The sequence below is a fragment of the Paenibacillus sp. OSY-SE genome (assembly GCF_000283315.1).
In the GTDB taxonomy this organism is placed as follows: Bacteria; Bacillota; Bacilli; order Paenibacillales; family Paenibacillaceae; genus Paenibacillus_B; species Paenibacillus_B profundus.
Window position 1 is genome coordinate 18922 of record NZ_ALKF01000190.1, and the last position, 12811, is coordinate 31732.

At 48.0% G+C, this 12811-nt stretch carries 12 protein-coding genes; all 12 read right to left on the reverse strand.

What is annotated here, in order from left to right:
* Nucleotide 1 precedes the first annotated feature (1 nt).
* The 12 genes from dnaG to A372_RS0119085 all read right to left on the reverse strand — a co-directional run bounded on the left by dnaG (nucleotide 2) and on the right by A372_RS0119085 (nucleotide 12783).
* A complete protein-coding gene (gene dnaG / locus A372_RS0119030) occupies nucleotides 2-1846 on the reverse strand; it encodes a DNA primase (protein ID WP_019422484.1) in 1845 nt (614 codons plus the stop codon).
* A gap of 38 nt (nucleotides 1847-1884) precedes the next feature.
* Nucleotides 1885-2364, reverse strand: coding sequence for a YaiI/YqxD family protein (locus A372_RS0119035; protein ID WP_051004517.1), 480 nt, complete (start codon nucleotides 2362-2364; stop codon nucleotides 1885-1887).
* 247 nt (nucleotides 2365-2611) lie between these two features.
* The gene (gene glyS / locus A372_RS0119040; RefSeq protein ID WP_019422486.1) at nucleotides 2612-4681 is read right to left on the reverse strand and encodes a glycine--tRNA ligase subunit beta; all 2070 of its coding nucleotides are present in this window, start codon (nucleotides 4679-4681) and stop codon (nucleotides 2612-2614) included.
* Complete coding sequence (gene glyQ / locus A372_RS0119045; RefSeq protein WP_026011162.1) at nucleotides 4674-5561, reverse strand: glycine--tRNA ligase subunit alpha; 888 nt, start codon at nucleotides 5559-5561, stop codon at nucleotides 4674-4676. The genes glyS and glyQ overlap by 8 nt, the downstream gene beginning before the upstream one ends.
* Before the next feature lie 376 nt (nucleotides 5562-5937).
* Nucleotides 5938-6702: a DNA repair protein RecO gene (gene recO, locus A372_RS0119050; RefSeq protein ID WP_019422488.1), complete on the reverse strand. Its 765-nt coding sequence runs from the start codon at nucleotides 6700-6702 to the stop codon at nucleotides 5938-5940.
* 78 nt (nucleotides 6703-6780) lie between these two features.
* Nucleotides 6781-6930, reverse strand: a complete 150-nt coding sequence (locus A372_RS36510; protein WP_019422489.1) for a YqzL family protein — start codon at nucleotides 6928-6930, stop codon at nucleotides 6781-6783.
* Nucleotides 6931-7061: 131 nt separating this feature from the next.
* The gene (era, locus tag A372_RS0119060) at nucleotides 7062-7985 is read right to left on the reverse strand and encodes a GTPase Era (protein WP_019422490.1); all 924 of its coding nucleotides are present in this window, start codon (nucleotides 7983-7985) and stop codon (nucleotides 7062-7064) included.
* Nucleotides 7986-8125: 140 nt separating this feature from the next.
* Nucleotides 8126-8560 (reverse strand): cytidine deaminase, encoded by a 435-nt coding sequence (cdd, locus tag A372_RS0119065; protein ID WP_019422491.1) that lies wholly within the window; start codon nucleotides 8558-8560, stop codon nucleotides 8126-8128.
* A 20-nt stretch (nucleotides 8561-8580) separates the two neighbouring features.
* Nucleotides 8581-8943, reverse strand: a complete 363-nt coding sequence (locus A372_RS0119070) for a diacylglycerol kinase family protein (RefSeq protein WP_019422492.1) — start codon at nucleotides 8941-8943, stop codon at nucleotides 8581-8583.
* The gene (gene ybeY, locus A372_RS0119075; RefSeq protein WP_019422493.1) at nucleotides 8943-9440 is read right to left on the reverse strand and encodes an rRNA maturation RNase YbeY; all 498 of its coding nucleotides are present in this window, start codon (nucleotides 9438-9440) and stop codon (nucleotides 8943-8945) included. Before ybeY ends, A372_RS0119070 begins: the two co-directional genes overlap by 1 nt.
* A 19-nt stretch (nucleotides 9441-9459) precedes the next feature.
* A complete protein-coding gene (locus A372_RS0119080) occupies nucleotides 9460-11799 on the reverse strand; it encodes an HD family phosphohydrolase (protein WP_019422494.1) in 2340 nt (779 codons plus the stop codon).
* A 15-nt stretch (nucleotides 11800-11814) separates the two neighbouring features.
* Nucleotides 11815-12783: a PhoH family protein gene (locus tag A372_RS0119085; RefSeq protein ID WP_019422495.1), complete on the reverse strand. Its 969-nt coding sequence runs from the start codon at nucleotides 12781-12783 to the stop codon at nucleotides 11815-11817.
* Between the last annotated feature and the right edge of the window lie 28 nt (nucleotides 12784-12811).

The window sequence follows — 12811 nt, forward strand, 5'->3', positions numbered from 1 at the left end:
GCTAACGCTTCAGTTCTTGCTCTAGGGCTATAATTTCTTGTGCAATTTGTGCCGCGCGTAATACTTGGCCGGAACGTTCCGCCTGCACCATCTCTTCTCTTTTACGCTCGATTTCACGCTGTCTGGGTACTTTAAGAATTTGATCGATATAATCATCTAACAGGTCTGTATCGTAACGAAGGGACGCTTCTGCCATCGATATGGAAGCAGCGGCCTTCTCCAAGCGATCATCTTGCAGTGTTGCCAAGTACCGACTAAAATCGGGTTCCTTGCCTTGCGCATAATAGGCATATAGATAAGCGGCAAGCGCCGCATGATCATCTACATTGAATTGTTCGCCAAGATTCCGCTCCACGTAATTAGCGACCTCTACATCTTGAAACATTAATGCTAACAAGCTGCGCTCTGCATACACATAAGCTGGTCTTAACGTAGGCGGGGCAATACTTCGATTATCATTCCTAACATTATTCCACCAATTGTCATGATTATCCCCGTGTTCGTTCTTTTTTTGCAGTTTCTGGCGAATGTTAGCACATTCTTGCTTTAACGAATCAAGCGAAGATTCTCCAGGTAAATCAAGCTGCAATGCTACATCCTTCAGATGCATCTCCCGTTCGACAGGGGAAGCAACCCTGGCGATGACGTTTATCGCTTCATCTTTGAAACGTCGTTTTCCATCATCTTCTAGCAGTATATGATTTCGGCGTAAAGATATAAGCTTGAATTTGGTGGGAGTGACAGCAGCTTCGATTATCGCATGTCTAAACCGTTCTGCTCCGTGCGTTTTTAAATAATCATCCGGGTCCATTCGATCGGGAAGCATCGCCACAGCCACATGTATACCGGCTTCTTCGAGCAGCGGTATCGCCTTGAGGGCAGCCGCTTGTCCGGCATCATCACCGTCATAGCATAACGTCACGCTGTCGGCCATCCGTTTCATCAATGTTACCTGGTCTCCGGTAAGTGCAGTTCCCATCGTCGCAATTCCGTTACATACTTCTGCATCCCAAGCTTGAATTACATCCGCATACCCCTCGAACAAAATGATTTGTCCGGTGCGCTTTATGTGTGTTCTTGCTTGATGCATGTTATATACCAGCTTCGATTTATTGAAAAGCATCGTTTCCGGGGAGTTCAAATATTTGGGCTGTCCGTCGCCCATTATTCGGCCTGCAAATGCAATAGCATGTCCGTTCCGGTCCCAGATCGGGAACATAATACGGTCACGAAAACGATCAACGTAACCACTGCCGTTATGTCTTGCGGACACCAGGCCGCCTTTCTCCATCAAGGAGAGATCGAATTCCCGTTTCTCCAACAGCTGCACGAGCGTATCCCACTGCGGAGGCGCATATCCGATTTGGAACTGTTCGATTAATTTGTCGTTGATGCCTCGACCACGCAGGTAAAGAAGCGCCTCTTGACCGTGGGAAGTGTTCATTAATATATAATGATACAGCTTGGCGGCCAATTCATGCGCCTTTATAAGAGAGTCTTTCGCTTCATTTTGCGGATTGCGCTCAGTTACAGTTCCTGCACCCCATGTAATCGGAATGTGTGACAATTCCGCCAAATGCTTCATCGCTTCGGGATAGGAGTAACCTTCAATCCCCATCATGAATTGAATGACCGTCCCGCTCTTGCCGCAACCGTAACAATGGAAGATTTGCTTCTCCGGAGTAACGGTGAACGAGGGAGTCTTTTCCGAGTGGAACGGGCACAGCCCTTTCAAATATTTACCGTGCTTCGACAAATGAACATATTGGCCGACGATATCCACAATATCGTTGCGCTTTAACACTTCATCCCTTACTTCATCAGGAATAAGTCCGTATCCGCTCATCGTCCAACCACCTTCATTTAAACACGTATACTACTTCGCTATGGTGACAGTTTCTCCTGCTCATCATGCAAAAGTTTTGTCAGTTTATGTTGGAAATTTTCTCGGTCGCTTTCACTCATGGCACGCGGCCCCTTCGTTCGAATCCCTGCCCGGCGCGACTTGCTGGAGATGTGGCGTCTTGATAAATACTCATCCACGTTGTCGCTCGTCAACTCCCCGCCGCGAGGCGTAATAACGTAAGCTCCTCTCGGCAAACAGAGCGCGGCCAATCCGTAGTCATTCGTGACGACTACGTCTCCTGACCGCGCTGCGTTGGCAATATAAATGTCGGCCGCTTGAAACGCCTGATCCACAAATATAGTATGAATATCGTGATTCGTAAGCTGCCAGTCCGGAGCAAAGGCGGCATATGAGGCGACAAACATGACCTCGGCCTCCATTTCCAAAGCTACGGCAACAATTTCGTTTTTAACGGGACAAGCATCAGCGTCAACTACAATTCGAAGTTTAGAAGTCAATGAAATTCACCATTTTCGTCAAAGCGTCTGAAAAACTAATCCATGCTCACTGTTTCCACCGTTTATATTATATACGCTGCAACATTTAAAATTCCTGCTACCGAACGCAGGTTTTCACAAACATTCAATCGTTTCTTGTCGTTTTGTGATCAAAAAGGAAGGAACATGTCGAAGATCGGCTTCTTCTTCATGTTCCATCGTCTCTAGAATTGCATCATGTTAAATATTGCTGTAGCTATGCCTGAACTTATGCCCACACCAACTTGGAGAAATCTGCAAAGCGGTGAATGTCACCCGCAATGTTGGCCAAGAGCGCCAATCGATTCGCGCGCACCGCTTCATCTTCAGCCATGACCATCACATTATCGAAGAACGAGTGAATCGCATCCTTCAATTGTCCGAGAGCCGCTAAAGCCTCTGACGGATGTGAATACGAGTCATTAAAGGCTTGATGAACTTCTGTCCAGCGCACATAGAGCATTCGTTCCTCTTCCTGTTGGAATTTCGATTCGTCAACAACGGTTGAAGCTGCTTTAGAAGCCAAATTGCATACTCGGTTGAACGATTCAACGGTCAGCTTGAACGCTTCATCCGTTACGGCCTGCATTAGGGCTTCTCCACGAGCAACGGTCAATTTCACATCATCATAGCCTGAAGCCATAATCGCATCAACTACGTCATAACGGACAGATTCCGACAACACGTTTTTCACGCGCAGTCCGAAGAATTCGTATAGATCTTTGCGAATGTCTTCACAGTCTCGTTTTAGAACCTCCACTCGATCATATACGTCGAGCGCAATGTTGAACATCGTATGGAGCGTTAACGGAAGCTCGCGCTCCAGCAATATTTGTACGATCCCTGTCGCCTGACGCCGAAGCCCGTAAGGATCCTGGGAACCAGTCGGAATAATGCCGATTCCGAAGCAGCCGACGAGCGTATCCAGTTTATCCGCCATGCTTATAATCGAACCGACCAACGATTCCGGTGCGGGATCGCCTGCAAAGCGCGGCTTGTAGTGCTCGTTAATGGCCTGTGCCACTTCCTCCGGCTCACCTGCTTTGCGGGCATAGTCCTCACCCATGACGCCTTGAAGCTCTGGGAATTCATACACCATTTGCGTCACTAGATCGAACTTGCAAATATCTGCGGCGCGGCTTACCCACAGTGCTGTTTGCCGATCAGTTTGCACGGCTAAGGCCAGCGCATCGGCGATAGCATGAATCCGGCGCACCTTATCGCCGATCGTACCAAGTTCCTCGTGAAACACGATCGAATCAAGCTTTTGTACACAATCGATAATTTGCAGTTTTTGATCCTCTGCATAGAAAAATTTCGCATCGGACAGGCGGGCACGCAGAACCTTCTCGTTTCCTTTGGCCACAATATCGATCCCTTTACTATCACCGTTGCGTACAGTGACGAAATAAGGCATCAGTTGTCCTTCTGCATCCAGCACCGGGAAGTACCGCTGATGCTCACGCATGGACGTAATCAGCACGTCTTGCGGAATGCTCAAGAATGACTCCTCGAACGCTCCAAACAGTACGGTCGGGTATTCTACCAAGAAGAGAACCTCTTCCAACAGATCATCCTTCACTGCAATGTTCCAGTTTTTCTCCGCGGCAAGCGCTTCGATCTGACGAGATATTTCTGCTTCGCGTTCACCCACATCAACGATAACGAATTGCTCGCGCAGACGCTCCACATATTGTGCCGGTTCTTCGATTACTGCGTCTCCACCCAAGAATCGATGCCCGCGGGATATCGCCTGCGCTTGTACGCCTTCGATTTCAAGTGGAATGATGTCTGTTCCGCGCAAAGCAACGATCCAACGGATCGGGCGCACGAAGCGCATTTCATTCGCACCCCAACGCATATTTTTCGGGAAGGTCATCGCATGGATAATCGATGTCAACCCTTCAACAAGAACCGCTGCCGTATCGGTTCCAATGCTGCTCTTGTTGGCATAAATATATTCGACCCCGTTCAATTCCTTGAAAAAGAACTGATCTGGCTCCACTCCTTGACCACGTGCAAATCCTAATGCAGCTTTCGTCCAAGCACCGTTCTCGTCGAGGGCAATCTTCTTAGCCGGCCCCTTAACTTCCTCGTGGATATCCGTCTGTTTATCCGCTACATCATGAACAAGAACGGCTAGCCGTCTTGGCGTAGCGAACGCTTGTACCTCACCGTAAGCGATACGGGAGTCCGTCAACCAGCGTTCCAAGCGCTCTTTCAATTGTCCCATGGCGCCGCGCATAAAGCGGGCGGGCACTTCTTCCAGTCCAAGCTCCAACAGCAAATGCTTAGGCATGATGTTTCTCTCCTTTCTTCAAGAGCGGGAAGCCCAGCTTCTCCCGTTCCTCAAAATACGTTGCCGCTACTTGACGTGCAAGGTTGCGCACTCGTGTAATATACCCAGTGCGCTCGGTGACGCTGATGGCACCGCGCGCGTCCAGCAAGTTGAACGCATGGGAACATTTCAGCACATAATCATATGCAGGGAACACCAAATGCTGTTCCATAGCGCGATTCGCTTCCTGCTCGTACATGTCGAACAGCTTGAACAGCATCGCAGTATCGCTTACCTCGAACGTATATTTTGAATGCTCGTATTCAGGTTGATGGAATACGTCTCCATAAGTTACGCCGTCCACCCATTCCAAGTCGAATACATTTTCTTTGTCTTGAATGTAAGAAGCCAACCGTTCCAAACCGTACGTAATTTCGACTGCAACTGGGTTCGCATCAATGCCCCCAACTTGTTGGAAATAAGTAAACTGTGTAATTTCCATGCCATCCAGCCATACTTCCCATCCGAGTCCCCAAGCGCCAAGCGTCGGTGCTTCCCAGTTATCTTCCACGAAGCGGATATCGTGCAGCAATGGATCGATGCCAAGCCGCTTCAAGCTTTCCAAATACAATTCTTGAATATTGTCTGGAGAAGGCTTCAAAATAACTTGAAATTGGTGATGCTGATACAGCCGGTTCGGGTTCTCACCATAACGGCCGTCAGCCGGACGGCGGGACGGTTCTACATAAGCTACGTTCCATGGCTCTGGTCCGATCGAACGTAAGAACGTCATTGGATTCATCGTTCCCGCACCTTTTTCCACATCATACGGTTGGACGATGATACAATTCTGTTCGGCCCAGAAATTTTGTAAAGTTAAAATCATTTGTTGAAAATTCACGGCCATATACACTCCTTTGCTTCATAATTCGTGTTCAAAAGGGATAACACTGACGTAAAGAGAAGCCAAAAAAACCCTCGCCTCTACGTCTGATGCCAGACGTAGGGACGAGAGTTTAGTAATCCCGCGGTTCCACCCTACTTGATCAATTCGTCTGCAAATGAATAGGGACAGTCCATCCATGTCCATATTCATGTGCCGAGCGTAATCCGATCCACTTTCTCGAAATCAAGCTTGCTCCAAAGTGCCGTTCATTCGTCCGCTCGTTCGGGCTTGCACTATCCCCGAATCGCTTAGTTCGAAGCCTAGGCGAATTACTTTCTTCTTCAACGCAAGCATATAAAGCTAGCTTTACTAATTATAGCAAAATCCGTACTTACTCGTCAAGATCAGCCAAGTCGTACTTCTCCATCTGTTCCAGAAACTTAAGCGATTTCAGCCGCACGCCGACATGGGTATCGATATACCCCCTCATACATGCCCGCAGCTGCAGCTTGGTCTCTGGCTTCAAGGTAACATTGCCAAGCCTGCGCAAATCTGTCTGCTCAAAACGCTGCAGCAATGCAAGGATACTGAGGTTCGCAATAAAGTTGGCATGCTCTTTCGGTTTGCAGCGTTGACAAATAGCTCCACCGAGACGCCAGCCGAACCCTGCTATCCCGTCTTCCCTGCCGCATACGACGCAAGTATGCAATTCGGGAGCGACCCCTGTTCGCTGCAGCAGCTTCATCTCGAACAGATGAGTCGTGACCTGCGCATCTTTCCCTTCGTCCAACGCACGCAAGTAGGCAAGCAGCTGATCGAACATGACACCGCCCGCTTCCTCATCATGAAGCGCTTTATCTACCAGCTCCGCTACGTAGGATGCGTACGCTGCGAGATGCAATTGTTCGCGCAGCTTATGATGACCTTCAATAATCTCACAAGCGTTAAGCGTTCCGATATGACCCATTCCGCGAAAAAAGACATATTCCCCTAATGTAAACAATTGCGTAGCCGCAGCATGTCGGCTGCGTACCTTCTTCGCGCCGCGCACGAGCACGCCTGCTTTACCATGGGATTTGGTGCACAGCGTAATAATTTTATTACCTTCCCCATAGTCCATACTGCGAATGACGATCCCCTCGACCCGATATAACACGCCCGGCCTCCCATGCAACTTTTAGCAGTTGTTCAAAAAACCTTGCCTTTTTGAACACTCACTTTTGCATAATCAAAATTATTCCGCAGGTTGCTCTGAAACAGATATTCCTGTTCCTATTTCTGCCGCAGATTCTTCCACTTCGGTTACCATCCCCGCTTGCCTATACAGCAAATAAGCATCTACATCCCCAGTCATGGCAAATACGTTCCACGAAAAATCACGCATCCGTAAATCCCCTTTCGTCGGAAATGACTATGCGTCATCATTAGGTTGTGCTGTTGGCAAGGGAATATCCGTTGCAAAATTTGGAGCGCGAACTTACGTAACTATTACAAATCAATTCCCGCCATTAGCCATTACGAATCATGGCGGAACCCGAGATCGCGTAAAATCCGATCTTGATTGCGCCAATCCTTTTTCACCTTAACCCATAGTTCCATATACGTCTTTGAACCAAGCAAATTTTCGATATCTTTTCTTGCCAGCTTCCCGATTTCTTTCAGCAGCGCTCCTTGCTTCCCGATAACGATTCCTTTCTGGGAATCCCGTTCTACAAAGATAACAGCGGAAATATAGACAACACCGTTCTCCTGCACACGCATATCTTCGATCGTAACCGCAATAGAATGCGGAATCTCTTCTCTTGTCAAATTAAGAATCTTCTCGCGAATTAATTCAGCGACCACAAATTGCTCAGGATGATCCGTAATTTGATCATCCGGATAGTATTGAGGCCCTTCCGGTATATAATGCTCTAGCACATCAAGCAGTCGATTGACATTATTTCCGGACAACGCGGAAATCGGCACAATCTCTGCAAATTCATGCAGCTCATTATACTGCAAAATAATGGGTGGCAGTGACTCCGGATGAACTTGATCAATTTTGTTCATCACGAGTATGACAGGAGTTTTGACTTTTTTCAATTGCTCAATTACATATTTATCACCGCTGCCAAGCCCGGTTGATACATCAACAAGGAACAGAACGGCTTCCACTTCATTTAACGTATTCAAGGCGACTTGATTCATATAATCGCCTAGCTTCGATTTGCGTTTATGAATTCCCGGCGTATCCAGAAACACGATTTGCGTGTTTTCTTTTGTATACACACCATGGATTTTATTGCGTGTCGTCTGCGGCTTGTCAGACATAATGGCAATTTTCTGTCCTATGACATGATTCATGAGCGTTGATTTGCCAACGTTCGGCCGGCCTACAATCGCCACGAATCCAGAATGAAAAGTATTGGATTTGGATTTGGATTGGTCATGAAACATCAACTTTATTTCTCCTCCTACATATTGCTATATAAGGTTGTTCAAAAAGTCCCACCTTTTTTGAACACGCACTATATGCGCATAAGCGGCGTCCTGGCGTTTCGAGATTATCGAGAACGACCATGTACGCCGCTTACTGTTTACTCGTTTCTATATGCGTCTCTTGACGGCGAACTGTTCAAGCTGTCTACGTCAAAGGCACCCGGAAGCAAAGCTCCCACTGTCGTCTCCGACCACGAACCATTCATCGCCCCCATATATACGGGCATCGACGGCGCGCATAATTCAATCAGCACCTGTCGGCATACGCCGCAGGGGGTGATTGGCTGTTCTGTATCTCCGATAACAGCAATTGCCTTGAATGAGCGTGGAGCACAGCCATCCGCAATGGCACGGAATAAAGCAGTCCGTTCCGCACAGTTCGTCGGGCCGTAAGCTGCATTCTCTACGTTGCAGCCATAATGGATACGGTCATGTTCATCTAACAATGCGGCTCCCACTTTAAAATGGGAATAAGGCGTATACGCCCGGTCACGGGCCTGCTTCGCTTCCTGCAGCAATTGTTCTCCATTCATCGACTAAACCCTCCTGTATCTCAAAAAAGAAAATTGACGACAGGATAAAAAAAGATTACGGCACCGACGATAACGGCAAACACCGCCGTCACGAACACTGCTCCTGCGGCGGTATCTTTCGCAATTTTGGCGATAGGATGCATACTTGGCATGCTTAAGTCAACCGCTGCTTCCACAGCCGTATTCAGCAACTCGGCTGTAAAGACTAGTGTAACGGCCAACCCGATCCACAGCCATTCGGAAACCGAAATGCCGAATCCTATCCCCATGGCGATTACTAGAATTGTTATCACACCGTGCACACGCATATTACGCTCCGTGTGGAAAGCGTGAAGTATGCCAGAGATCGCCACACGGAACGTATCGCTCCATGGGCGCTTCATTAACGACTCAGCCCGATTCGAGCCAATACGGCTTCCTGCTTGTCCATCATGACGCGCTCGCTTGCTTCATCTTGATGATCGTAACCGAGCAGATGCAAAAAACCGTGCACGAACAGAAATCCGATCTCACGCTCAAGCGAATGACCATAATCGTCCGCTTGCGCACGCGCGCGTTCCGTGGAGATGATTATATCCCCAAGCAAATCGCTCATGGATTCTAGTTCGTCTTCATCTTCCACTTCGTATAGAATATCCAGTTCTTCATCCGTCGATTCATGGAGCGCAAAGGACAAAACATCTGTAGGACGGTCTATGCTGCGATATTCACGATTCAACTCGTGAATTTGTTCATCGTCAACAAATGTTAATGCCACTTCCCCTTCCGTAACGTCCTCCATCTGCGCGGCCTCTTGCAAAATACGTTCAAGCAGTTCAATCAGAGAGGCCGTTATCGGATAAACTTCCTGTTCATCATTCCATTCAAGCTTCATACTCATTGCTCAAGGTCGCTCCTTATTAAGACTCAGATTTTGTTGCAGAATCAGTTGCAGCGGAAGTTGCTCCACTACTGCTTGCTTCCGTAACATCACCTTTGGCTTCCGCGGCGTGCTCTTCCTTCGTCTTCTGCTTCAGCTTCGCATCATCCGGATATTCAATCCGTGAATGGAAGATTCCCATCACCGTTTCTTTAAGTGACTGCGCAACAATATCCAGTTCTCGCAGCGTCAAATCGCATTCATTGAATTGGTTATCATCAAGCCGATCTTTAATAATCTTCTGTATCATCGACTCAATCTGTTCAACCGTCGGATGCCGCAGCGAGCGCACCGCTGCTTCGACACAGTCGGCGATACCGACGACGGCGGCTTCTTTGGATTGCGCTTTAGGACCTGGATAACGGAAATCATCTTCCGTGAAATCAGGCTCCGCCCCTTGTTCTTCCGCAAGCTTCAACGCTTTGTAATAGAAAAACTTAAGGAACGTCGTTCCGTGATGCTGTTCGGCAATATCACGGATCGGCTTCGGCAGTTTATAATCCTTCAGCATTTCCGCACCGTCTCGCGCATGCGCTACGATAATGGAGGTACTCAGCTTCGGATCGATATAATCGTGCGGATTGTCCATATTAGTCTGATTTTCAATAAAATAGCTTGGCCGTTTTGTCTTCCCGATGTCATGGTAGAAAGCACCGACGCGGCAGAGCAAACCGTTAGCTCCTATCGATTCTGCCGCCTGCTCCGCCAAGTTCCCGACCATTACACTATGATGATACGTTCCCGGCGTCTCCGTCAACAGCTTGCGCAGGAGCGGATGGTTCGGATTCGACAGTTCCACGAGCTTAAGCGCAGACAAGATGCCAAACGTTACTTCAAAGAATGGCATTAAGCCCAACACCAAGACCGCTGTTAGCAGACCGCTTGCAAAGGCGAATGCCGCCGCAAGCATCAGGTCGCGGTTATTGAATGGATCTCCACTCAACATCCCCAGCATGAGCACCGTCAAGCTGCCGAAAATACACACCATAATACCCGCCTTCAAGATCGTTGAACGTTGGCTGGCACGATGAATCGCAAAAATGGCCGCGTACGATGTCACCAAGGCAAAAAATCCAAAGTGGAAGTCAAAAATTGTGCCTTGCTGCGTATTTAAAATAATGCTCGCTAATATGCTTAATACGACGGCACACATATAGGCTAGCGGCAAATCAATCAGTAATGTGATAAGCATAACGCCCATTGCAACCGGAGCGACAAAGCCGATATAAGCGGCATCCTCCGTCTGAGCATACCCGATAATGTGTATTGCAATGACGCTAATCGTAAAGATAAGCACCAGCATCAACAGTTGAACGTTGTTGAATTTGAAATGCGTATGGCTTCCTTGGCGCATGAACATGAATAGCACGAGCGAGAACATTGCCGACAGCATGAGCAGTCCGAACTGCGGCCAATAATTGACCTCCGTCTTCAACAATTCATTCTCTTTTAACAGGTCATACATTTCTTGGGTAATGACTTGACCTTTCTTGACGAAAATATCCCCCTGCTTAATAAACACTGGAGTCGTATTTTCCCGTGCCTGAACTTTTGCATCCTTCGTCGCGTCGTCATCATAGAACTTGTTCGGCGTAAGGGACAGACGAACGAGCTCCTGCACCACTTCACGCGCCGAACGCTTGTTCAATGAACTGGCGTTGACGTACTCCGGGACCTTCGCTCTCGCAATGGCCGCCTCCGGCACTGGATCAATCATCAGCTTCGATACCAATTCTCGGGCTACCGGCTTCATTTCCGTAATATCATCCTTCGACAGCCGAGCCATCTTGATGAAGGTTTCTTCCGGAATGCGGTACTTCTGTTCCTCAATGCGATTGTTCATCTCATCGAGCATTACATTCGTATACGTGCTGGCATTGCGGCTCGTTGTCATGAACTGGCGAATGTGCTCGTTGACCATGTCGGGAACGACGCTGCGATACAGTTCAACCTTCTGCGAATATGATATCTGATCATCTGAGTTCAGTTGCTCGATACGGTCAAATATATTATCCATAAGCCGTTCATTCTTTAGAGAAATGATCTGATAGATGGGCTGGACACGTTCGGCAGCTTGTTCCTGCGCCTTCAGTGTCGCTTTCTTGTCCGGAATCTGAATGGGAGCGATAATATCCTTTTCGCTCTTCACATTGACTTCAATATCGAATTTCTCAGGCAAAATACTTGGCGCCAAACTAAAATAAAACAATAACGTTAAAAACAAAAATAGAAGAAAGCGCACGCCGACGCTGTACTTCCAACCTGCCATATTCACTTGGCGTGATTTGCTTCCGTTGCCGGAACGATTTGTCTTTAGCATAGAGAACAACCCTCTCTATCCTTGGTTTTCGCTTTCCTTCTGGTAAGCCGTAATAATTTTCTGCACTAAGGAATGACGAACAACATCCTGCTCGGCAAAATGCACGAATCCGATTTCCTTAATATCACTCAAAATTTGGCCGGCTTCCACTAATCCTGAGCGTTTGCCCCGCGGCAAATCAATCTGTGTGATGTCTCCCGTAATGACCATCTTCGATCCGAATCCAAGTCGCGTTAAGAACATCTTCATCTGCTCAGGCGTCGTATTTTGTGCTTCATCCAAAATAATGAACGCATCATCAAGTGTGCGTCCGCGCATATAAGCGAGCGGCGCAATCTCAATGAGGCCGCGTTCGAGCGCTTTCCCTACTTGTTCAAGACCCATGACGTCATAGAGCGCATCGTATAACGGTCGTAAATAAGGGTCAACCTTTTCTTGCAGATCTCCTGGAAGGAACCCCAGATTCTCGCCCGCTTCCACTGCAGGTCGTGTTAACACAATCCGCTTAACGGAACCCTCTTTCAGTGCGGAGACGGCCAATACGACAGCTAGGTACGTCTTCCCTGTGCCAGCGGGCCCCACACCGAACACAATATCTCTTTTCTTAATGGTCGATACATAATGACGTTGTCCAATGGTCTTTACACGGATCGGCTTGCCCCGATACGTGACGGCGATTTCACCTTTAAATAAATCGAGCAGTTCTTCAACCTTCCACTCTTGAGCCAAGTCGAGCGCATACAAAATATCGCGCTCTGACAAAATGATGTTGCCGCGAATCAATTGCAGCAGCACATTAAAGAGCTGTTGAAGTCTCTCTACCTCGATCGATTCGCCTGTAATGACGATCTCCGCTTCCCGAGACATGACATGCGCGTCTGTACGGCCTAGGATGAGCCTCAAATGCTTATCCTGAGGTCCAAATAGAGCAAGTCCTTCAGCGGCGTTTTGCAGTGATATTTTTACAGTCTGTTGTTGCGACAAAAACCTCAGTCTCCTTAGCATTCAGTGT

Coding starts and splice junctions, on each gene's coding strand:
- era (WP_019422490.1), bottom strand. CDS start 7,985: ATGTTTCATGACCAATCCAAATCCAAATCCAATACTTTTCATTCTGGA.
- A372_RS36510 (WP_019422489.1), bottom strand. CDS start 6,930: ATGCGTGATTTTTCGTGGAACGTATTTGCCATGACTGGGGATGTAGAT.
- glyS (WP_019422486.1), bottom strand. CDS start 4,681: ATGCCTAAGCATTTGCTGTTGGAGCTTGGACTGGAAGAAGTGCCCGCC.
- A372_RS0119080 (WP_019422494.1), bottom strand. CDS start 11,799: ATGCTAAAGACAAATCGTTCCGGCAACGGAAGCAAATCACGCCAAGTG.
- dnaG (WP_019422484.1), bottom strand. CDS start 1,846: ATGAGCGGATACGGACTTATTCCTGATGAAGTAAGGGATGAAGTGTTA.
- ybeY (WP_019422493.1), bottom strand. CDS start 9,440: ATGAGTATGAAGCTTGAATGGAATGATGAACAGGAAGTTTATCCGATA.
- A372_RS0119070 (WP_019422492.1), bottom strand. CDS start 8,943: ATGAAGCGCCCATGGAGCGATACGTTCCGTGTGGCGATCTCTGGCATA.
- cdd (WP_019422491.1), bottom strand. CDS start 8,560: ATGAATGGAGAACAATTGCTGCAGGAAGCGAAGCAGGCCCGTGACCGG.